Consider the following 20124-nt stretch of genomic DNA (forward strand, 5'->3'; position numbering starts at 1 on the left):
TGTTACAGTTTTAAATGAGAAGAAAAGCGGTGGGCCGCCAATGGCAATCCGGCCGCGGCTTTACTCACCGGAGGTGCCATCCATGTCGATCATTCCAGCGTATGTCCCGCCCGATTTCTCCTCCCCGGGACTCTCGCATGCCCCGGTGGTCCGGGTCTCCCCCGCCCCTGCTGATGGAATCCTTCCCGACAACTACCACGGAACCTCGAATTTCCCCGAATACGTGCACCTGGGCGACGGCGGGTGGCTGCTCGCCGCCGAGAGCAGGATGGATTGCGTCCTGGTGCTGAAGGGGAGGAGCCTGGAAGTGGTCGAACCCCGCCGGGTGAAAAAGGGGGACCCGGTGGTGGTGGGGAGGACCGAGAACGGGGAGGAGGGGATCTTCATCCACGTCGGCGGCTTCCACTCCTTCGGCGAAGGGGCTCCCGACAAGTTCTCGTTCCGCAGCCGCGGCACCCGCGAGACCCCGTTTTCCCGCTCCTATGACGAGCTCTACAAGGTGCTCAGGGAGGACCGGGAAACCGGCTTCATCGCCTGGGTGCTGGGGCCCGCGGTCGCTTTCGACAAGGACAGCCGGAGCGCCATGCAGGGGCTCGTGGAAAGCGGTTTCTGCCATGCCCTTTTGGCCGGCAACGCGCTCGCCACCCACGACCTCGAGGCGGCGCGCTTTAGGACGGGCCTTGGCCAGGACATCTACACCCAGGTCTCCCAGCCCCTTGGCCATTACAACCACCTGGACATCATCAACGAGGTGAGAAAGAGGGGATCGATGGCCGCCGCCATCGAGGAGTTGGGACTGGCCGACGGGATCATGTTCGCCTGCCACCGCAAGCGGATCCCGGTCGTCCTCGCCGGCTCCATCCGGGACGACGGGCCGCTCCCCGAGGTGATCGGCGACGCTTACCTGGCGCAGGACGCCATGCGGACCATCGCGAGAAAGGCCACCACGGTCATCGCCGTCGCCACCCAGTTGCACTCGATCGCCTTCGGAAACATGGTGCCGAGCTACCAGGTGCGGCAGGACGGCACGGTGCGGCCGGTCTTCTTTTACGTGGTCGACATGACCGAGTTCTGCGCCGACAAGCTCGCTAACCGCGGCTCCGCGCAGGCAATGGCCATCCTGACCAACGCCCAGGACTTCATGGTGAACCTCTGGAACAGCCTGAAGCTCACGGAGGGAAATGGCGGTGAGGCAGGGGATCTGGAGTAGGGTGGGCACCCCCGTGCCCACGCGGGGCAAAGGACAATGGTGGGCAGGGGGCTGCCCACCCTGCGAAGGTGCTGCTTGATTGCCGTAGCAAGGGGAAGCCGCGAGGCAACCGGCGCGCAGGTGGACAGGGTGAGGATGGGGTAATGCGGGACAGTATCAGGATAATCGGCGTACCGATCGATCTAGGCCAGGCCCAGCGCGGTGTCGATCTCGGCCCGGGCGCCCTCCGCTACGCGGGGATCGCCGCCCACCTCTCCGCCCTCGGCTTCGATGTCGAGGATGCGGGCAACATCGTGGTCCCGGTGCGCGACGTGCTCGTTCATGAGCGCGAGGTACACTACCTCCCTTCGATCAGCAAGATCTGCCAAGCGGCCTACGACGCCGGACGAGCCGCCATCGATGAGAAGTTCATTCCCCTCTTCATGGGGGGCGACCATTCCCTCGCCATCGGCTCCATCGGTGGGATCACCCATGAGGAGCCGGCGGGGATCATCTGGATCGACGCCCACGGCGACTTCAACACGCCCCAAAGCTCCATCACCGGCAATATCCACGGCATGTGCGTGGCGGCCCTTCTGGGGGAAGGGTACCCGGAACTGGTCAACGTGGGAAGGCCGGGCCCCAAGGTGAGGCCCGAAGATGTGGTGATGATCGGCCTGCGTGAGCTCGACCCTCAGGAAAAGAGCAGGTTGAGGCAGAGCGGGGTGGCGGTCTACACCATGCGGGACATCGACGAGCGCGGGATGGGGAGGGTTGCGCGCGAGGCGCTCGCGAGGCTTGGGCACCTCGACCGGCTTCATGTGAGCCTCGATCTCGATGCCCTCGATCCCCTCGAAGTGCCCGGGGTGGGGACCACCTCGCCGGGCGGGCTCAACTACCGCGAGGCCCAGCTTCTCATGGAGATCATCGCCGACAGCCGAAAGCTCGTTTCCTTCGACATCGTAGAGATCAACCCGATCCTCGATCACCGGAACAAGACCGCCAAGATCGCCGTCGAACTCGCCGCCTCGGTGTTCGGGAAGAGCATTATTTGACAGGCTTGCTTCGTTTCACGTGCGAGGACTAGAGCAGGATTACTGGCCTTGCTAATCGGTGAGTCGCATGCTATTGTACAACATCTTGTCATTTGGAGGTGGACGCATGCAGGCGATTACATACAGCGAAGCCCGCCATGATCTCAAAAACGTCATGGACGCGGCTTGCAGTAACCACGAACCAATTCTCATTACCCGCCGGAAAGGAGAGAGTGTGGTGATGCTGAGTTTGGAAGACTATGAGTCCATAATGGAGAGCGAGTACCTGCTTTCCAACCCGGTAAATGCCTCAAGGTTGATGCAGTCGCTGGAAGAGGCTCGCAGTGGGAAAAGAACCTCGTTGGATGCATTGGGATTATGAATGTCTCTTTGACTCCGACCGCCTTAGACGATCTGCGATACTGGCTGCAGACGGATAAGCGCCATGCAGAGAAAATCCTTGGGCTGCTTGAGGAAATTCGTCGCACACCATTCACAGGAGCCGGAAAGCCTGAGCCATTGCGGTTTCAACTTGCCGGTTGCTGGTCCCGTAGAATAGACCGTGAACACCGTCTAGTGTACAAGGTGGAGGAGGATGAGGTTGTAGTGATAGGCTGCCGCTATCACTACTAGGGATTTCAGGTCAATTTCTGATCTTCCCGTTCAACTCGCTGAGCAAGGAGTCGAGATCGAGGTTGTGGACCGAGGCGCCGTGTTCGAGCTCTTCGAAGTCGGCGATCTGGCAGTCGAAGCAGTCCAGTCCGTGGCGCTTAAAGACGGGGAGGGTCTCGGGGTAACGTCTCAGGATGCTGGTGATGGTCATTTCCTTGGTGATCATGGCCTTGCCCCCCGATCGGGGTCCGGCTTCGCAGGCGCCTTCCCCTCGTTCCTAATCACATCGTTAAAGGCGCCCGTTGACACAGGCGCCTTTAACATTAGCAGAGACTCTCTCTAGCGGCAACTTGGAGCAAGTTGTCAGCTCTCATGCTTCCCTCCGCCCTATCTTCCGAACTTCCTGTCCAAAGCCGCCTTGACCACGGGCGGAACCAGCTTCTCTACCGGGCCGTTCAGCGAGCTTACTTCCTTCACGATGGAGGACGAGAGGTAGCTGTAGGGAACCGACGTCATCATGAAGAGCGTTTCCACGTCCTTGGTGATGCTCCGGTTCATCTGCGCCAGCTGGAACTCGTACTCGAAATCGGAAACGGCGCGCAGACCGCGGACGATGACGCTGGCATCGCGCTCACGGACGAAATCGACCAAGAGGCCGTCGAAGGTTTCAATTCTTGCCTGTGGACGGTCGGCCAGGATCTCGCTCAGCAGCTCGATCCGTTCCCTGACGGTGAAGAGGGCGTTCTTTTCGGAGTTTCTGGCCACGGCGACGATGACGCCGTCGAAAATCTTAAGGGCACGCTCGATGATGTCGAGGTGACCGTAGGTAACGGGATCGAAGGAGCCGGGGTAGACTGCGAGTTTCAGGGGCACTGTTCACCTCTGCCGGTTAGGGTTAGGAAAGAGAGGGCGGTGTCGCCATAAACGCGGCGTTCATATTCCTGCAAGGGGCCAAACTCGACGGGTATCCGCTCCTTCGCCGAAAACTCCGCGACGACCGTGGTTCCGCCGTCGACCAGCGGGGAGTGGGAGAGCAACTCAAGGAGCCTTTCGGTGTGCCCTTCGCTGTACGGCGGATCGAGGAACACCAGGTGAAACGGGGCTTCGTTTCGCTCGAGGCTCTTGAGGGCGAGGGCTGCTTCCTGAACCAGCACTTTCGCTTTCCCTGCAAAATGGGTGAGTTCCAGGTTCTTCCGGACCATCTCGGCCGACTCCCGGTGGGAATCGACGAAGACCGCGTATTGCGCGCCCCTGCTGAGGGCTTCGATCCCCAGGTTGCCGGTGCCGGCGAAGATGTCGAGCACCCTCATGCCGTCAAACTCTCCCAGGCGGCTCATGAGCATGCTGAAAAGGGCTTCCTTCACCCGGTCGGCGGTCGGCCGGACCCGCATGCTCTTGGGCGCGTGGAGAGTGCGTCCCCTGGCTTCGCCAGCGATTATCCGCATTAGGTTGGCCTCTATACCTCATCCCTCGTCCCGTCCCTGCTCTTTGCCTTCGGTGCGGCAGGCTTTGAATGGAGGGTGTCTTAGCGATGGAGGGAAACTGTTATAAATCAGTCGGAAGCAGCACTACTTACAATACTGCTTCCCTTTTATGAGACAATATTTGTAAACACAGTTATTATCATGACGGGTGAGATGCCGTCAATGCCAACTTTGCTGTTGACAGTGTCATTTCCCGGGATATAAATACGTTACTTTGGAAAACCATCATTAAGGCCGAGGTGCATACGGATGAGAGACGGGCAGTCCATGGAACGTGCCGATCTGGCGGGATACGCCGCCCGAAGCAACACCTCCCGCGGGCGTAAGTACCATGAGGAGTTTCGCGACAACCGCCCCGCCTTCGAGCGCGACCGCGACCGCATCATTCACTGCGCCGCCTTCCGGCGCCTCGAATACAAGACCCAGGTTTTCGTCAACCACGAGGGCGATTACTATCGCACCAGGCTCACCCACTCCCTGGAGGTTGCCCAGATAGGGAAGGGGATCGCGAGGCGGCTGGGGCTTAACGAGGAGCTGACGGAGACGCTGGCCTTGGCCCACGACCTCGGGCACACCCCGTTCGGGCATACCGGCGAGGAGGTGCTGAACCGGCTCATGCAGGGAGCGGGCGGCTTCGAGCACAACCTGCAGTCTCTGCGGGTGGTCGACGAGCTGGAGGAGCGCCACCCCAACTTCAACGGGCTGAACCTGTCGTGGGAAGTGCGGGAAGGGATCGCCAAGCATTCCTCGCAGTACGACACGCCGCTGCACCCCTATGCCGAGTTCCTCCCCGGCGTCGTTCCCACCGTCGAGGCGCAGCTCATCAACCTGGCCGACGAGATCGCGTACAACAACCACGACATAGACGACGGGCTCAAGTCCGGCTATATCAATCTCGCCCAGTTGAAGAAGGTGTCGCTATGGGAAGAGGTACACGAGGGGATACTCAGGAAGTACCCCAGCATCGACGTTGAGCGTGGGGTGTGCCAGACCGTCAGTGCCCTGATCGGCGTGCTGATCAACGACCTGGTGGTCACCACCGCCGCCAATATCGAGCGGCTGGGAATCAAGACCCAGGAAGACGTCCGGCGGGTCAACAAGCAGCTCGTTTTCTTCAGTGACACCATGGCCGAGCGCAACGCCGAGTTGAAGCGCTTCCTCTTTCAGAACCTCTACCGCCACTACAAGGTGGAGAGGATGCGGGTCAAGGCGGAGCGCTACCTGGGGGAGCTGTTCGAGACCTACGTGAAGCATCCGACCCTGCTTCCCTCCAAGCACCAGGCGAAAATGGAGCGGGACGGGCGGGAGCGGGTGATCTGCGACTACATCGCCGGCATGACCGACCGCTTCGCGCTGGACGAGTTCAAGAGGCTGTTCGAGCCGTACGAGAGGGTGTAGAAGTGGGGGGCTTTGGCATGGTAGGGTGGGCATCCTGTGCCCACGCGGTTTTGAAAGGGAAATGGTGGGCAGAGGGCTGCCCACCCTACGGTGTGTCTGAAGGCTACCCTTTCGGCAGCTCCAGCTTCGGCTCCTTGGCCGGGCGATAGATGAGGAGCGTCCTCCCCAGCACCTGGGCCAGATCGGCGCCGGTCGCCTCACAAAGCTGCTCGGCCACCTCGTGGCGGTCCATGAAGCAGCTCTCCAGTATCTTCACCTTGATGAGCTCGTGGCTCTCCAGCGCCTCGTTGGTGGTGGCCAAGACCGCCTCGCTGATGTCGCTTTTTCCCACCGTCACCACCGGCTTCAGCGAGTGTCCCAACCCCCGCAAAAATCTCTTCTGTTTACCAGTCAACATGCCTTTCGTTCCTTTTCCCTCTGCACCATCCGGCTCACTGCCGAATCGGCACGTCGCGGTCTTGAGCAAAAGTCCTTTTAATAGAAAATCCGCCTCGCGTTATAGCATTGCGGGGCAAGCAAGGTCAAGCCGCGTGCACAACGGGAGGCGGAGGGAAGGGGTAAAATCCTGCCCGCAAAGGGTAAAAAAATATTAATGTAAATCAATACCTTCACCCGCTCATTGGTCTTGACTCCGCCTGGCCCCGGTGCTAATCTAGCGAAAATTTGCCGAACGACTGCCTTTTAATTTAGCCCTGTGAGGTTAGCAAAGGTGACGCAAGAGTCCTTCTTTCAAGTTATATCGGAAGAGCCTTACGCCTTTGTGCGCGTGAAGGCTCTTTTTCATTGTTAAGTGCGTGGAATCAACTGTTTACGATCTAATACCAGGGGGTCCAAATGGCTGAAAACACTGTAATTCTGGACGGCAACGGGGTAAAGCGGGCGCTCACCAGGATCGCCCACGAAGTGCTGGAGAGGAACAAGGGTGTCGATGGGGTCGTCCTGGTCGGAATCCGGACCGGAGGCGTTCACCTGGCCCACGAGCTGGCCCGCCGCCTCCTGGAGATCGAAGGGGTCGAGGTCCCGGTCGGCGCGGTGGATATCACCATGTACCGCGACGACATCAAGGGGCACTCCGAGCACCTGCCGGTCGGCAAGACCGAGCTCCCCTTCGGCATCGAAGGGAAGAAGGTCGTCCTGGTGGACGACGTGCTCTTCACCGGGAGGACCATCCGCGCCGCCATGGACGCGCTGATGGACCAGGGGCGCCCCTCCTGCATCCAGCTGGCCGTACTGGTCGATCGCGGGCACCGCGACCTGCCGATCCGGGCCGATTTCGTCGGGCGCAACGTTCCGACCAGCAGGAGCGAGAACATCGCCGTCGACTTCGACGCCGAAAACCACCCCACGGAAGTCATCTTACAGAAATAAGAGTCACTCTCATAACCGCGAACGTCTAACCACGAACATCTGTCTATGTCAGGGGGGGGTATGGGTTTCAGGCACAAAGACATCATCGGACTCAAGGATCTGACCAAGGAAGAAATCGAGCTGCTGCTCGACACTGCCGACAGCCTCAACGAAGTGAACAGCCGCGACATCAAGAAGGTCCCCACTTTGCGCGGCAAGACGGTGGTCAACCTTTTTTACGAGGCATCCACCAGGACCCGCACCTCCTTCGAAATTGCAGCAAAACGTCTCTCCGCCGATACCATCAACATCTCGGCGTCCACCAGCTCGGTCACCAAAGGCGAAACCCTCCTCGATACCGCCAGAAACGTGCTGGCCATGAAACCCGACATCATCGTCATGCGCCACGCGGTCTCCGGCGCGCACGAGTACCTTGCCAAAAGGGTCTCCTGCTCGGTGATCAACGCCGGCGACGGCGCCCACGAGCACCCCTCCCAGGGGCTTCTCGACATGCTGACCATGCGCCAGAAGTTCGGGAAGCTGGAAGGGCTCAAAGTCGCCATCGTCGGGGACATCACCCACAGCCGCGTGGCCCGCTCCGACATCTACGGCCTGACCAAGATGGGGGCCTCGATTTTCGTGGCCGGCCCGCCGACCATGATGCCGATCGGCATCGAACGGCTGGGGAACGTCACCGTCTGCAAGGACATGCGCGAGGCGGTGCACAAGGCCGACGTGGTCATGATGCTCAGGATCCAGCTCGAGCGCCAGGGGAAGACCCTGCTTCCGAGCATGCGCGAATACTCCCGCTACTACGGCTTGAACCCCGATGTCCTGGCCCTTGCCAAGAAGGACGCCATGGTGATGCATCCGGGCCCGATCAACCGCGGTGTGGAGCTCGCCTCCTCGGTGGCCGACTGCGACCAGTCCTACATCTTGAAGCAGGTGGAAAACGGCGTCGCCATCAGGATGGCCATGCTCTACCACGTCTGCGGCGGCGAGCCGACCGAAGGGTAGGGGAAGAGGGGCATGCTTCGTCAGCTGCCTTTCTTCTCGGTTTATGCCCATTTCGGCCGGCCGGAATCCGGGGTTAACCCTCCGGTATCGTCGAGGAAAGGGCGAAAAATTGGTCACGAATCTAATGAGACATCAACCCATTTGCTTCTCTAAAGAGGTGCTGAATATGAATCTGTTGATCAAAGGCGGGCACGTGATTGACCCCTCCCAGGGGATTGACGAAGTGATGGATATCCTGATCGCCGACGGCGTGATTCTCGAGCTCGGCCAGGGGCTGACCGCTCCGGAGGAGACCGAGTCGGTTGACGCTACCGGGCTGATCGTCACCCCGGGACTCATCGACATGCACGTCCACCTGCGCGATCCGGGTCTGGAATACAAGGAAGACATCGCCACCGGTTCCCGTTCGGCCGCGGCCGGCGGGTTCACCTCGGTGGCCTGCATGCCGAACACCTCCCCGGTCAACGACAACAAGGCCGTCACCTCCTACATCGTCAACAAGGCGAGGCAGGAAGCGATGGTCAACGTCTTCCCGGTCGGTGCCATCACCAAGGGGAGCAAAGGGGAGAGCCTGGCCGAGATGGGCGATCTCAAGGAAGCCGGCTGCGTAGCCGTTTCCGACGACGGCAAGCCGGTCGGAAGCTCCGAGCTGATGCGCCGCGCCCTCGAGTACGCCAAGGGGATCGGCATCACCGTGATCACCCACTCCGAGGACCTGTCGCTGGTCGGCGAGGGGGTCATGAACGAAGGCCCGGTAGCCACCGAGCTCGGGTTGAAGGGGATCCCCTGGGTGGCCGAAGACGCCGCCGTGGCCCGCGAGGTCTACCTCGCCGAGTTCTGCAACGCCCCGGTGCATATCGCCCACATCTCGACCGCCGGCTCCTGCCGGATCATCCGCAACGCCAAGGCCCGCGGCGTCAAGGTCACCTGCGAGACCGCGCCCCACTACTTCACCCTCACGGATGAGGCCGTGCTCGGCTACGACACCAACGCCAAGATGAACCCGCCCCTGAGAAGCGCCGCCGACCGCGACGCCATCAAGGCCGCGCTTGCCGACGGGACCATCGACGCCATCGCCACCGACCATGCCCCGCATCACCCGGACGAAAAGGAAGTCGAATTCAACCTCGCCTACAACGGCATCGTCGGGCTCGAGACCTCGCTCCCCCTTTCGCTCAAGCTTGTGGAGGATGGGGTGGTCGACATGAAGAAGCTGGTATCGCTCATGTCCTGCAACCCGGCCAAGATCCTCGGCGTCGAGCGGGGGACCCTGAAGCGCGGAGCGGTCGCCGACGTCACCATCATCGACCCGAACCGGAAGTGGAAGGTGGTGGCCGAGAAACTGGAGTCCAAGTCGAAGAACAGCCCGTTCATCGGCTGGGAGATGAAAGGCGCCGCCGCCTACACCATCGTGAAGGGGCAGGTAGTCAACAAGAAGTAAACTCACCATCCTCACCCCGACCTTCCCCTTGAACGGGGTCGGGATAAGAATACGCAGCAATAAACACAGAATGGAGAAGATATGAAAGCAGTGCTTGCTCTGGCGGACGGCCGGATCTTCACCGGTAAGGCCTTCGGCGCAACGGGCGAAACCAGCGGCGAGGTAGTCTTCAACACCGCCATGTCCGGCTACCAGGAGGTCCTTACCGACCCCTCCTACAAGGGGCAGATGGTCACCATGACCTACACCCAGATCGGTAACACCGGCATCAACCCGGAAGACATCGAAAGTAACCAGCTCTACCTCTCCGGCTTCATCGTGAGGGAGTACCTGGACTGCTACTCGAACTGGCGCGCCACCATGAGCCTGGACGCCTACCTCAAGGAGAACGGCATCGTCGGCATCCAGGGGATCGACACCCGCGCACTGACCCGTCACCTCCGCGACAAGGGTGCCCAGAACGGCATCATCTCCACCGTCGACTTCGATCCGGAGAGCCTGGTCAGAAAGGCCCGCGCGATTCCTTCCATGAGCGGCCTCGACCTCGCCACCGGCGTCACCTGCGACAAGCCCTACCACTGGACCCAGGGGCTCTGGGACCTCGACAGCGGCTACCCCGAGATCGACAAGCGGGATCTCAAGTTCAAGGTGGTCGCCTACGACTTCGGCATCAAGCTGAACATCCTTCGCTGCCTGGTCTCCGCCGGTTGTGACGTGACCGTCGTCCCGGCCACCTTCCCGGCCGAATCCGCCCTGGCCATGAACCCGGACGGGATCTTCCTCTCCAATGGCCCGGGCGACCCGGAGCCGATGAAAGAGGTCATCGAGAACATCAAGAAGTTCGTCGGCAAAAAGCCGATCTTCGGGATCTGCCTCGGGCACCAGCTCCTCGGCCTGGCCCTGGGCGGCCGGACCATGAAGCTCAAGTTCGGCAACCACGGCTCCAACCTCCCGGTCATGGACATGAAGACCCGGAAGGTCGAGATCACCGCCCAGAACCACGGCTTCTCGGTGGATATCATCTCGCTCTCCCACGCCTGCGAGCTCGGTCACGAAAACCTGAACGACCAGACCGTGGAGGGGATGATCCACAAGAACCTCCCGATCTTCTCGGTCCAGCACCACCCGGAAGCCTCCCCCGGTCCCCACGACTCCCACTACCTGTTCAGCAGGTTCGTGGAGATGATGGAGAACCACAAGGGGTAGCAAATCAATATCCCCTCGCCCCTTCAGGGGAGAGGGGCAGGGGTGAGGGAAGCTTTTAATTTCTGCCCTCACCCGCCCTTCGGGCACCCTCTCCCCTGAAGGGGCGAGGGGATAACGTTGTGGCCCTTCGGGGCCAGCTGCCTGAAGGCAAAGGAATTGAGCTTTAGAAAGAACATGAACTACCTCGATCTTTACAACTCGGGTGAGCTGAGCCGGCGGATCCGCGAAGGGTACCGCCGACTCGCGGGGTGCGACCTCTGCCCGCACAACTGCGGGGTGAACCGGCTCGCCGGCCAGGTGGGGCGCTGCGGCGCAGGCAAGATGCCGCGCATCGCTTCGGCCAATATCCACCGCGGAGAGGAACCGCCGATCTCAGGCACCAAAGGGTCCGGCACCATCTTCCTCTCCGGCTGCACGCTCAGCTGCAAATTCTGCCAGAACTTCCCGATCAGCCAGCTGAGAAACGGTACCGACCTGACGGTCGCGGAACTGGCGGACAAGATGGTGGGGCTCCAGAAGCGGGGCGCACACAACATCAACTTCGTCACCCCGACCCACTACACGCCGCAGATCATGGCGGCCCTCTTCGTCGCCATCCGCAAAGGGTTCCGGATACCGATCGTCTGGAACACGAGCGGCTACGAAAAGGTGGACACGCTGAAGCACTTGGACGGCGTCGTCGACATCTACCTCCCCGACATGAAGTACGTCGACGACGAGGAGGCGGCGAGGCTCTCGGGGGCACCGGGGTACCGGGAAATCAACCGCGCGGCGGTGATCGAGATGCTCCGCCAGGTAGGGCATCTCGAGTGCGATGATAACGGGATCGGGAAAAGGGGTCTCATCATCCGGCACCTGGTCCTTCCGGAGGGGAGAGCAGGGAGCACGGAGACGCTTCCCTGGATTGCCGAGCACCTGGGAGAAGAGACGCACATCGCGCTTATGAGCCAGTACTTCCCGGCCCACGCCGCCACCTCCACCCCCGGCATCGAGCGGCGGGTGAACGCGGAAGAGTACGGCGAGGCGGTGGAAGCGCTCGAGGACGCCGGACTGGAAAACGGGTGGGTTCAGGACGAACCGGCCGAGTAAAGGCTTTCAATTCTCCCTCTCCCCCCGGGAGAGGGTGGCCGAAGGCCGGGTAAGGGAAGATGTTAGAGGCTCCCTCCCCCCTGCCCCTCTCCCGGAGGGCGAGGGAATAAATGAGTCCTGCCCCTCTCCCCTGAAGGGGCGAGGGGATAACGAAAAGCGATTATCGGTAAACGATTTACCTACAGAGATACGACCAGAGAAGATTGGAGATGATTTACCATGCCTAAACGTACAGACATCAAGAAGATCCTCATCATCGGCGCCGGCCCGATCGTCATCGGCCAGGCGTGCGAGTTCGACTACTCCGGCACCCAGGCCTGCAAGGCGCTGAAGGAGGAGGGCTTCGAGGTCGTGCTTCTGAACAGCAACCCGGCGACCATCATGACCGACCCGGATTTCGCCGATTCCACCTACATCGAGCCGGTCACCCCGGAGATCCTGGCCGCCATCATCGAGAAGGAGCGTCCGGACGCGCTGCTCCCGACCCTCGGCGGGCAGACCGCCCTCAACACCGCGGTGGCGGTCGCCGAGAACGGCACCCTGGAGAAGTTCGGGGTCGAGCTGATCGGTGCCAAGCTCCCGGCCATCAAGAAGGCGGAGGACCGCACCCTCTTCAAAGAGGCGATGATCCGCATCGGGCTGGACATCCCGCGCTCGGGTCTTGCCCACAACTACCAGGAGTCGATGGACGTCATCAAGCACGTCGGCTTCCCGGCCATCATCCGCCCCTCCTTCACCCTGGGCGGCACCGGCGGCGGCATCGCCTACAACATGGAAGAGTATGAGCGTATGTCCATGGCCGGCATCGAGGCCTCCCCGACCAACGAGATCCTGGTCGAGGAGTCGCTGATCGGCTGGAAGGAGTACGAACTCGAGGTCATGAGGGACACCGCCGACAACGTGGTGATCATCTGCTCCATCGAGAACCTCGACCCGATGGGGGTCCACACCGGCGACTCCATCACCGTGGCACCGGCCCAGACCCTGACCGACAAGGAATACCAGATCCTACGCGACGCCTCTTTGAAGATCATCCGCGAGATCGGCGTCGATACCGGCGGCTCCAACATCCAGTTCGGCGTGAGCCCCAAGACCGGCCGCCTGGTCGTCATCGAGATGAACCCGCGCGTTTCCCGCTCCTCGGCGCTCGCCTCCAAGGCCACCGGTTTCCCGATCGCCAAGATCGCCGCCAAGCTCGCCGTCGGCTACACCCTCGACGAGATCACCAACGACATCACCCGCGAGACCCCGGCCTGTTTCGAGCCGACCATCGACTACGTGGTCACCAAGATCCCGCGCTTCACCTTCGAGAAGTTCCCGGCCGCCGACGCCACCCTCACCACCCAGATGAAATCGGTGGGCGAGGTCATGTCCATCGGCAGGACCTTCAAGGAATCCTTCCAGAAGGCGCTCCGCTCGCTGGAGATCGGCTCCTGCGGCTTCGAGTCCCGCTTCTTCGGCGTAGGCGGCGATACCCGCCGGGCCCTTACCGACAAGGAGCGCGCGAAGCTCACCGAGAAGCTGACCATCCCCAACTGCGACCGCATCTGGTACGTGGGAGACGCCTTCCGGGCCGGCATGGAGGTCGAGGAGATCTACAAGCTGACCGGGATCGACCCCTGGTTCCTCCACAACATCCGCCAGATCATCGAGAAGGAAGAGGAGCTCAAGCCGCTCAACGTACTGGCCGAGTCGAAGGAGAACCTGAAGGAGGTCCTCTGGGACGCCAAACGCTTCGGCTTTTCCGACAAGTACCTCGGGATGCTGTGGAAGATGACGGAACTGGACGTGCGCAGCCTGCGCCTTGCCGCCGGTGTCAAGCCGGTCTTCAAAAGGGTCGACACCTGCGCCGCCGAGTTCGTCGCCCACACCCCGTACCTCTACTCCACCTACGAGGAAGAGTGCGAGGCCGAGCCGACCGACAAGAAGAAGATCATCATCCTGGGCGGCGGACCCAACAGGATCGGCCAGGGGATCGAGTTCGACTACTGCTGCGTGCACGGCGTCTTCGCCCTCGCCGAGGACGGCTACGAGACCATCATGGTCAACTGCAACCCGGAGACGGTCTCCACCGACTACGACACCTCCGACCGTCTCTACTTCGAGCCGCTCACCTACGAGGACGTGCTGAACATCGTCGACGTCGAGAAGCCCAACGGGGTGATCGTGCAGTTCGGCGGCCAGACCCCGCTGAAACTCGCCGTGGCCCTCGAAAAGGCCGGGGTGCCCATCATCGGCACCACCCCGGACGCCATCGACCGCGCCGAGGACCGCGAGCGCTTCCAGGAGATGCTCCAGAAGCTCAACCTCAGGCAGCCGGAAAACGGCACCGCCCGCTCCTTCGAGGAGGCCGAAGCGGTGGCCGACCGGATCGGCTACCCGGTGGTGGTCCGCCCCTCCTACGTGCTCGGCGGGCGCGCCATGGAGATCGTCTACGACGTCGACAACCTCCGCCGCTACATGCACACCGCGGTGCAGGCTTCCCCTGAGCACCCGATCCTGATCGACAAGTTCCTCGACGAGGCGGTCGAGATCGACGTCGACGCCCTGTGCGACGGCGAGAGCGCCGTCATCGGCGGGATCATGGAGCACATCGAGGAGGCCGGCATTCACTCCGGCGACTCCGCCTGCTCGCTGCCGCCGTACTCCATGTCGCAGGAAGTCATCGACGAGATCCGCCGCCAGACCAAGATCATGGCGCTGGAGCTGAACGTCAAGGGCCTCATGAACGTCCAGTTCGCCGTCAAGGGGAACGACATCTACATCCTCGAGGTCAACCCGCGCGCCTCGCGTACCTCGCCGTTCGTCTCCAAGGCGACCGGCCGCCCGCTCGCCAAGATCGCGGCCCGCGTCATGGCCGGCAAGACCCTCGCCGAACTCGGCGTGACCGAGGAGATCATCCCGGAGCACATCTCGGTCAAGGAATCGGTCTTCCCCTTCACCAAGTTCCCGGGCGTCGACACCATCCTCGGACCGGAGATGAAGTCCACCGGCGAGGTCATGGGGATCGGCAAGACCTTCCCGGAGGCCTACGCGAAGGCACAGCTGGGGGCCAATGTCAGGCTCCCGGTTACCGGGAAAGTCTTTATCAGCGTTAAAGACACTGACAAAAAACATATTGTCACTCTAGCCAAAAGACTGTATGATCAGGGCTTCGAACTGGTTGCTACCAAAGGCACCGCGGCTTACTTGCAGAAGGAAGGAGTCTCCGTCCAGGTAGTCAACAAGGTGCTCGAAGGCAGGCCGCACATCGTGGACGCGATCAAGAACAACGAGATCTGCATGGTGATCAACACCACCCTCGGTGCGCAAGCGGTGGCCGACTCTTTCTCGATACGCCGCAACACCCTGATCAACAACATCGCCTACTACACCACCGCCTCGGGAGCCAAGGCAGTGGTGGACGGCATAATCGCTACCTCGCAGAAGAAGCTGGAAGTGAAGTCGATTCAGGAATATCTGAAGTAAGCGGCTCGATGGGGGAGCGTGGTTCACGTTCCCCTTTCACAATCCAAGCAGCTTAAACGGGGGGCCTTTTGGCCCCCCCATTAGTTAACAAGGAGTACGAAATCGATGTCCCAGACTGTTCCACTGACTAAGGAAAGTTACGAGGCACTCCAGGAGGATCTCCGCCGGCTGATCAAGGAGGAGCGCCCGAAGGTTATCCAGGATATCGCCGAAGCACGTTCCCACGGCGACCTTTCCGAGAACGCCGAGTACGATGCCGCCAAGAACCGTCAGGGTTTCATCGAGGGGCGCATTCTCGAGCTGCAGGACAAGCTGGCTCGCGCCTACGTGGTGGACCTCTCCAACCTCAAGCCGGACAAAGTCGTCTTCGGCGCCACCGTGACCGTGTACGATACCGGCAGCGAGGAAGAGATCACCTACAAGATCGTCGGCGAAGACGAGGCCGACATCAAGCTCGGCAAGATTTCCTGCACCTCCCCGGTCGGCAAGGCCCTCATCGGCCACAAGCTCGACGACACGGTGCGGGTGACCGTACCTTCCGGCACCAAGGAATACGAGATCATCGAGATCCGTTACGAGTAGCAGCACAACCCAACGAGAAGCAGGACGAACACGGAGGAACACATGGTAACCAAGGACATGACTTTCGCCACCGTCATGAGGATGCACCCGGATGTGGTGAAGGTCCTCGCCAAATACAATCTCGGCTGCATCGGCTGCATGGGCGCCCAGAACGAATCCCTCGAGCAGGGGTGCGCCGCCCACGGCATTGATGTCGAGGAGATCCTGACCGACATCAACAAGCTCTTCTAAACCGACCTCAGCTCCTCCCTTGGGGTCAGGTCTTGAATTGTGACTTTGCAAAAAGGTGATAATTCAAGACCTGACCCCCGGGGAGGATTTGTTTCATCCCCCATCTCTCATGCCGACCATCTCGCTGAACCCGGATGGATCCATCAAGCTACCTGACGAGCTTCGGGACTCCCTGAAGCTGAAGGCCGGCGACCGGCTTGAGATCGAAGTTATCGACGGGTCTCTCCGTCTCACTCCCCAATCCAAAAGCGCAGCGCAACCCTCCCCGGACAAGCAGATCAGGCCGGCAAAGCAGCTTGACCTGACTGAGCAGCCACCGGCTGAGGCACGTTCTTCGGCGGTTAAGACCGGGACCGGATCGACGCCAGTTTCGGCTGTCGCGGCTCCTGCTAGCGAGGCTAAAATTCCCCCTGTCCCCCCTTCGCAAAAGGGGGGGAACTGTGGCGGGGCATTGGCTAAGGGGCGAGACATTGGCGGGTCTTCGGCGAAGGAGGGGACTTCTGGTTCGTCGGTAGCGAAGGAGGGTGCGGCGGCGTTGGGGTACGCATCGTCGATCCCGCAGGAGCTGAAGACACCCATGCAGTTCATCAAGGGGGTGGGGCCGAAGCTCGCGGAGGCGCTCGCCAGGATGGGGGTGGCGACGGTACTCGATGCGCTCTACGTGCTCCCCAACCGCTACGAGGACCGGCGCGAGCTGAAAAGGATCCGTGACCTGCGCCCCGGCGCCACCTACTCCTTCTTCGGCACGGTGGTCTCCGCCCAGCCGATGGTGACCAAGGGGGGGCGGAAGTATTTCGAGGCCATCGTGCAGGACGATAGCGGGAGCCTCGCGCTGAAGTGGTTCCACTTCCACCCGATGTTCATGAAGAAGAACTGGGAGCCGGGCCGGCGCGGGATCTTCATCGGCGAGGTGGCGCAGTTCGGTTTCCAGCGGGAGATGCATCACCCCGAGGTGGAATGGGCAGGGGAGGGGGAGGATCTCGCCCAGGTGATGGCGCGTGACCCCGACAACTTCGGGCGTATCCTGCCGGTCTATCCCTTGACCGAAGGGGTGACCCAGAAGGTGATGCGCAAGATCATGAGGGAGACGGTGCAGCGCTACAGCCGCTATGTCACCGGTTGCCTGCCCGCCGACATCGCGGAGCGCCAGCAGGTTCTCTCCCTGCCGGTCGCGCTCAGGGAGGCGCACGCGCCCGACCCGGACAGCAAGGTGGCCGATCTCAATGCCGGCAAGGGAGAGGCGCACCGCTCGCTCGCCTTCGACGAGCTCTTCTTCCTGCAGATGGGGCTTGCCCTCAAGCGCCGCGGGATCGCAGTCGAGGACGGCATCGCCTTCCAGGTGACCCACCGCTACACCCGGGAGCTCTTGAAGCTCCTTCCTTTCAGCCTGACCAACGCGCAGCGGCGGGTGCTCTCCGAGATCAAGGAGGACATGATGTCCCCTCATCCGATGCACCGCCTGGTGCAGGGGGACGTCGGCTGCGGCAAGACCCTGGTGGCGCTTTTGGCGGCGCTCATCTGCGTGGAGAATGATTACCAGGTGGCCATCATGGCCCCGACCGAGCTTTTGGCCGAGCAGCACTACCTGAACATTCACAAGTACTGCGAGCAGCTGGGGATCACCGTGGCGCTGCTTACCTCCAGCTCGAAAGGGAAGAGCGATACCCTGGAGAGGATCGCCTCCGGGGAAACCAAGATCGTGGTAGGCACCCATGCCGTCATCCAGCAGAAGGTGGAGTTCCACCGGTTGGGGCTCGGGGTGATCGACGAGCAGCACCGCTTCGGCGTCGTGCAGCGCGCCCTTTTGAAGAAGAAGGGGGAAAATCCCGACATCCTGGTGATGACCGCAACCCCGATCCCCCGCACGCTCTCCATGACCGTTTTCGGCGACCTCGCGCTGTCGGTCATTGACGAGCTTCCTCCCGGGCGCACCCCCATCGAGACAAGGATCGTGCGGGAATCTCGCCGCAACGAGATGTATTCCGTCGTGCGGGATGAAATCGCCAAGGGGCGGCAGGCCTACGTCATCTATCCCCTGGTCGAGGAGTCCGAGAAGAGCGATCTGAAGGCAGCGGTGCAGATGGCCGAGCACCTGGCCAACGACATCTTTCCGGACCTGCGGGTGGCGGTCCTGCACGGGCGGATGACGGCGGCCGAGAAGGAGGCCACCATGCTCGCCTTCAAGGCCGGCGAGACCGACATCCTGGTCGCCACCACGGTCATCGAGGTGGGGATCGACGTACCGAACGCCACTGTCATGGTGATCGAGCACGCCGAGCGGTTCGGCCTCTCCCAGCTGCACCAGCTGCGCGGCAGGGTAGGGCGGGGGAGCGAGCGGTCGCGCTGCATCCTGATGACCGGTTTCCAGCGTTCCGAAGATGGTGACAAACGGCTGCAGGTCATGGTAGAAAGCACCGATGGATTTGCCATCGCCGAGGCCGACCTGGAGATCCGGGGACCGGGGGATTTCCTAGGCACCCGTCAGGCGGGGCTTCCGGAACTCAAGGTGGCCGACATCCTGCGTGACGGCGGCGTTCTCGAGCAGGCGCGCAAGGAGGCGTTCGCGCTGGTGGAGAGCGATCCGGAGCTGCGGGCGCCCGGGCACGAGAAACTGAAGACCGAGCTGATGTACCGCTGGGGCGGCCGGCTGGAGTTGGCTTCCATCGGGTGATCACCACCGCCCCCTCACCCTGGCCCTCTCCCCCGATGGGGGCGAGGGGAGATGAGGTGGCCGAAGGGTCGAGTGAGGGTTGTTTTTCGCGGCGAGAGAGATATCATCGACACGTCGAACAAGGTCGGATAATTATGAAATCGCAAAATCTGCGCACGTTTTTCATAATCATCGGCGTCTACATCCTTGCTGCCGTGGTCTTCGTCGCCATCTATTACTTCCACTGCACCCCCGGTGGGTTGTGCTTCCCCGATCAGTTCTAACCTTTCCATGACCTGCGCTCCCGTAGGGTGGGCACTCCGTGCCCACGCGGCCTTTGCACCGGGAAAGTGGTCATGCTCGCCTAAGGACACCAAAATGGTGGGCAGAGGGCTGCCCACCCTACGAAGTACCAAACTCACCCAGGCATATCTATTCAGGAGTAACCCATGATCGAGGTGCGGTCGCTCGTTTTTGATTATCCCGGAAAGCGGGCGCTGAAAGAGGTCTCCTTTTCTCTCCGGCAGGGAAGCATAACCGCCCTGGTCGGCCCCAACGGGGCGGGCAAGACGACGCTGCTTCGCTGTCTGGCCGCCCTGGAAGAGCCGGTCTCCGGCACCATCCTGCTTGACGGTCGCGACATCCTTGCCGATCCGCGCGCTACCCATCGTCAGATCGGGTATCTCTCCGATTTCTTCGGCCTTTACGAGGAGTTGACTGCCCAGCAGTGTCTCGACTACGCCGCGCTCTCTCATGGCGTCGATCCCGAGACCCAGCCGGACTGGATTCTCTCCTGCGCCCGTCAGCTCGAGATCGAAGGGAAGCTCGGCCAGAAGGCTGGTTCCCTTTCCCGCGGTCAGCGCCAGCGCCTCGCCATCGCCCAGGCCATCATCCATCGTCCCCGTCTGCTCCTTCTCGACGAGCCCGCTTCCGGTCTCGATCCCGAGTCCCGCCACTCCCTGTCGCTGCTGTTCAAGCGGCTGCAGGAGGCCGGCATGACGCTGCTCGTTTCCTCTCACATCCTCTCCGAGCTCGAGGAGTACTGCACGGACATGCTCGTGCTGCAGGAGGGCCGGATCATCGACAACACCCCGCTGGCCGCCCGCGAGGAGCAGGCGCTCTTCGAGCTCAGGGTGGCCGAAGCGCTTCCCGACCTGGAAAGTGCACTCCGGCAGCTGACGGGGGTGGAGATCGTACAGGCCAACGAGAGCACCGCTCTCATTTCCTGCAGTTCGGATCCCGCCCGCCAGCACGAGTTGTTGCGGGTGATGATCGCCGGTGGCCTGCGCGTCTGCGCCTTCGGACAGTCGAAGCAGAACATGCAGGACGTTTACCTGCGAACCGTGCAGGGTGACCGCCAGAAGGGAGGGCGCTGA

Annotated in this window: 20 protein-coding genes and 1 pseudogene; 17 read left to right on the forward strand and 4 right to left on the reverse strand. The window is 61.7% G+C overall.

What is annotated here, in order from left to right:
- Positions 1-82 precede the first annotated feature (82 nt).
- From ACYVL5_RS11135 to ACYVL5_RS11150, 4 genes are all read left to right on the forward strand, one after another.
- The gene (locus ACYVL5_RS11135; protein WP_460595645.1) at positions 83-1210 is read left to right on the forward strand and encodes a putative NPN-dependent ornithine cyclodeaminase; all 1128 of its coding nucleotides are present in this window, start codon (positions 83-85) and stop codon (positions 1208-1210) included.
- A 143-nt stretch (positions 1211-1353) separates the two neighbouring features.
- A complete protein-coding gene (rocF, locus tag ACYVL5_RS11140; RefSeq protein WP_460595646.1) occupies positions 1354-2244 on the forward strand; it encodes an arginase in 891 nt (296 codons plus the stop codon).
- A gap of 106 nt (positions 2245-2350) precedes the next feature.
- Positions 2351-2605, forward strand: a complete 255-nt coding sequence (locus tag ACYVL5_RS11145; RefSeq protein WP_460595647.1) for a type II toxin-antitoxin system Phd/YefM family antitoxin — start codon at positions 2351-2353, stop codon at positions 2603-2605.
- Positions 2602-2856, forward strand: a complete 255-nt coding sequence (locus ACYVL5_RS11150; protein WP_460595648.1) for a Txe/YoeB family addiction module toxin — start codon at positions 2602-2604, stop codon at positions 2854-2856. Before ACYVL5_RS11145 ends, ACYVL5_RS11150 begins: the two co-directional genes overlap by 4 nt.
- A 10-nt stretch (positions 2857-2866) precedes the next feature.
- On the opposite strand, the gene ACYVL5_RS11155 is transcribed toward ACYVL5_RS11150, so the two are convergent.
- From ACYVL5_RS11155 to rsmD, 3 genes are all read right to left on the reverse strand, one after another.
- Complete coding sequence (locus tag ACYVL5_RS11155; RefSeq protein ID WP_460595649.1) at positions 2867-3061, reverse strand: DUF1858 domain-containing protein; 195 nt, start codon at positions 3059-3061, stop codon at positions 2867-2869.
- A 161-nt stretch (positions 3062-3222) separates the two neighbouring features.
- On the reverse strand, positions 3223-3708 hold the full coding sequence (gene coaD, locus ACYVL5_RS11160; RefSeq protein WP_460595650.1) for a pantetheine-phosphate adenylyltransferase: 486 nt from the start codon (positions 3706-3708) through the stop codon (positions 3223-3225).
- The gene (gene rsmD, locus ACYVL5_RS11165; protein WP_460595651.1) at positions 3699-4280 is read right to left on the reverse strand and encodes an RsmD family RNA methyltransferase; all 582 of its coding nucleotides are present in this window, start codon (positions 4278-4280) and stop codon (positions 3699-3701) included. The genes coaD and rsmD overlap by 10 nt, the downstream gene beginning before the upstream one ends.
- Positions 4281-4568: 288 nt before the next feature.
- Between rsmD and ACYVL5_RS11170 the strand changes: the two genes are divergently transcribed.
- The gene (locus ACYVL5_RS11170) at positions 4569-5717 is read left to right on the forward strand and encodes a deoxyguanosinetriphosphate triphosphohydrolase family protein (protein WP_460595652.1); all 1149 of its coding nucleotides are present in this window, start codon (positions 4569-4571) and stop codon (positions 5715-5717) included.
- A gap of 103 nt (positions 5718-5820) precedes the next feature.
- Here ACYVL5_RS11170 and yhbY read toward each other — a convergent pair whose 3' ends face one another.
- On the reverse strand, positions 5821-6114 hold the full coding sequence (gene yhbY / locus ACYVL5_RS11175; protein WP_460595653.1) for a ribosome assembly RNA-binding protein YhbY: 294 nt from the start codon (positions 6112-6114) through the stop codon (positions 5821-5823).
- Between the two features lie 437 nt (positions 6115-6551).
- Here yhbY and pyrR point away from each other — a divergent pair, with 437 nt between their 5' ends.
- From pyrR to ACYVL5_RS11235, 12 genes and pseudogenes are all read left to right on the forward strand, one after another.
- The gene (gene pyrR / locus ACYVL5_RS11180; RefSeq protein WP_460595654.1) at positions 6552-7085 is read left to right on the forward strand and encodes a bifunctional pyr operon transcriptional regulator/uracil phosphoribosyltransferase; all 534 of its coding nucleotides are present in this window, start codon (positions 6552-6554) and stop codon (positions 7083-7085) included.
- A 60-nt stretch (positions 7086-7145) separates the two neighbouring features.
- Entirely contained in the window at positions 7146-8081 is a 936-nt protein-coding gene (locus ACYVL5_RS11185) for an aspartate carbamoyltransferase catalytic subunit (protein ID WP_460595655.1), read from the forward strand.
- Positions 8082-8247: 166 nt separating this feature from the next.
- Entirely contained in the window at positions 8248-9522 is a 1275-nt protein-coding gene (locus tag ACYVL5_RS11190; RefSeq protein WP_460595656.1) for a dihydroorotase, read from the forward strand.
- An 81-nt stretch (positions 9523-9603) separates the two neighbouring features.
- Positions 9604-10728 carry a carbamoyl-phosphate synthase small subunit gene (gene carA, locus ACYVL5_RS11195; RefSeq protein WP_460595657.1) on the forward strand — a complete coding sequence of 375 codons (1125 nt, stop codon included), beginning with the start codon at positions 9604-9606 and terminating at the stop codon, positions 10726-10728.
- A gap of 174 nt (positions 10729-10902) precedes the next feature.
- Positions 10903-11817, forward strand: a complete 915-nt coding sequence (locus ACYVL5_RS11200) for a radical SAM protein (RefSeq protein WP_460595683.1) — start codon at positions 10903-10905, stop codon at positions 11815-11817.
- Between the two features lie 219 nt (positions 11818-12036).
- A complete protein-coding gene (gene carB, locus ACYVL5_RS11205; protein WP_460595658.1) occupies positions 12037-15285 on the forward strand; it encodes a carbamoyl phosphate synthase large subunit in 3249 nt (1082 codons plus the stop codon).
- Between the two features lie 105 nt (positions 15286-15390).
- Positions 15391-15867 (forward strand): transcription elongation factor GreA, encoded by a 477-nt coding sequence (gene greA / locus ACYVL5_RS11210; protein WP_460595659.1) that lies wholly within the window; start codon positions 15391-15393, stop codon positions 15865-15867.
- A 42-nt stretch (positions 15868-15909) separates the two neighbouring features.
- Positions 15910-16098 carry a DUF1858 domain-containing protein gene (locus ACYVL5_RS11215; RefSeq protein ID WP_460595660.1) on the forward strand — a complete coding sequence of 63 codons (189 nt, stop codon included), beginning with the start codon at positions 15910-15912 and terminating at the stop codon, positions 16096-16098.
- Between the two features lie 109 nt (positions 16099-16207).
- A pseudogene (locus ACYVL5_RS11220) lies at positions 16208-16336 on the forward strand (AbrB/MazE/SpoVT family DNA-binding domain-containing protein); the annotation flags it as partial.
- A gap of 297 nt (positions 16337-16633) precedes the next feature.
- Positions 16634-18769 (forward strand): ATP-dependent DNA helicase RecG, encoded by a 2136-nt coding sequence (recG, locus tag ACYVL5_RS11225; RefSeq protein ID WP_460595684.1) that lies wholly within the window; start codon positions 16634-16636, stop codon positions 18767-18769.
- Between the two features lie 134 nt (positions 18770-18903).
- Positions 18904-19032 carry a hypothetical protein gene (locus ACYVL5_RS11230; RefSeq protein ID WP_460595661.1) on the forward strand — a complete coding sequence of 43 codons (129 nt, stop codon included), beginning with the start codon at positions 18904-18906 and terminating at the stop codon, positions 19030-19032.
- Between the two features lie 165 nt (positions 19033-19197).
- A complete protein-coding gene (locus ACYVL5_RS11235; RefSeq protein WP_460595662.1) occupies positions 19198-20124 on the forward strand; it encodes an ABC transporter ATP-binding protein in 927 nt (308 codons plus the stop codon).

It is taken from the genome of Geomonas sp. Red276 (assembly GCF_054784495.1).

Coding starts and splice junctions, on each gene's coding strand:
- ACYVL5_RS11145 (WP_460595647.1), top strand. CDS start 2,351: ATGCAGGCGATTACATACAGCGAAGCCCGCCATGATCTCAAAAACGTC.
- greA (WP_460595659.1), top strand. CDS start 15,391: ATGTCCCAGACTGTTCCACTGACTAAGGAAAGTTACGAGGCACTCCAG.
- ACYVL5_RS11150 (WP_460595648.1), top strand. CDS start 2,602: ATGAATGTCTCTTTGACTCCGACCGCCTTAGACGATCTGCGATACTGG.
- pyrR (WP_460595654.1), top strand. CDS start 6,552: ATGGCTGAAAACACTGTAATTCTGGACGGCAACGGGGTAAAGCGGGCG.
- ACYVL5_RS11190 (WP_460595656.1), top strand. CDS start 8,248: ATGAATCTGTTGATCAAAGGCGGGCACGTGATTGACCCCTCCCAGGGG.
- ACYVL5_RS11185 (WP_460595655.1), top strand. CDS start 7,146: ATGGGTTTCAGGCACAAAGACATCATCGGACTCAAGGATCTGACCAAG.
- rocF (WP_460595646.1), top strand. CDS start 1,354: ATGCGGGACAGTATCAGGATAATCGGCGTACCGATCGATCTAGGCCAG.
- ACYVL5_RS11200 (WP_460595683.1), top strand. CDS start 10,903: ATGAACTACCTCGATCTTTACAACTCGGGTGAGCTGAGCCGGCGGATC.
- yhbY (WP_460595653.1), bottom strand. CDS start 6,114: ATGTTGACTGGTAAACAGAAGAGATTTTTGCGGGGGTTGGGACACTCG.
- ACYVL5_RS11135 (WP_460595645.1), top strand. CDS start 83: ATGTCGATCATTCCAGCGTATGTCCCGCCCGATTTCTCCTCCCCGGGA.
- ACYVL5_RS11170 (WP_460595652.1), top strand. CDS start 4,569: ATGAGAGACGGGCAGTCCATGGAACGTGCCGATCTGGCGGGATACGCC.
- ACYVL5_RS11230 (WP_460595661.1), top strand. CDS start 18,904: ATGAAATCGCAAAATCTGCGCACGTTTTTCATAATCATCGGCGTCTAC.
- ACYVL5_RS11215 (WP_460595660.1), top strand. CDS start 15,910: ATGGTAACCAAGGACATGACTTTCGCCACCGTCATGAGGATGCACCCG.
- ACYVL5_RS11155 (WP_460595649.1), bottom strand. CDS start 3,061: ATGATCACCAAGGAAATGACCATCACCAGCATCCTGAGACGTTACCCC.
- carA (WP_460595657.1), top strand. CDS start 9,604: ATGAAAGCAGTGCTTGCTCTGGCGGACGGCCGGATCTTCACCGGTAAG.
- carB (WP_460595658.1), top strand. CDS start 12,037: ATGCCTAAACGTACAGACATCAAGAAGATCCTCATCATCGGCGCCGGC.
- ACYVL5_RS11235 (WP_460595662.1), top strand. CDS start 19,198: ATGATCGAGGTGCGGTCGCTCGTTTTTGATTATCCCGGAAAGCGGGCG.
- rsmD (WP_460595651.1), bottom strand. CDS start 4,280: ATGCGGATAATCGCTGGCGAAGCCAGGGGACGCACTCTCCACGCGCCC.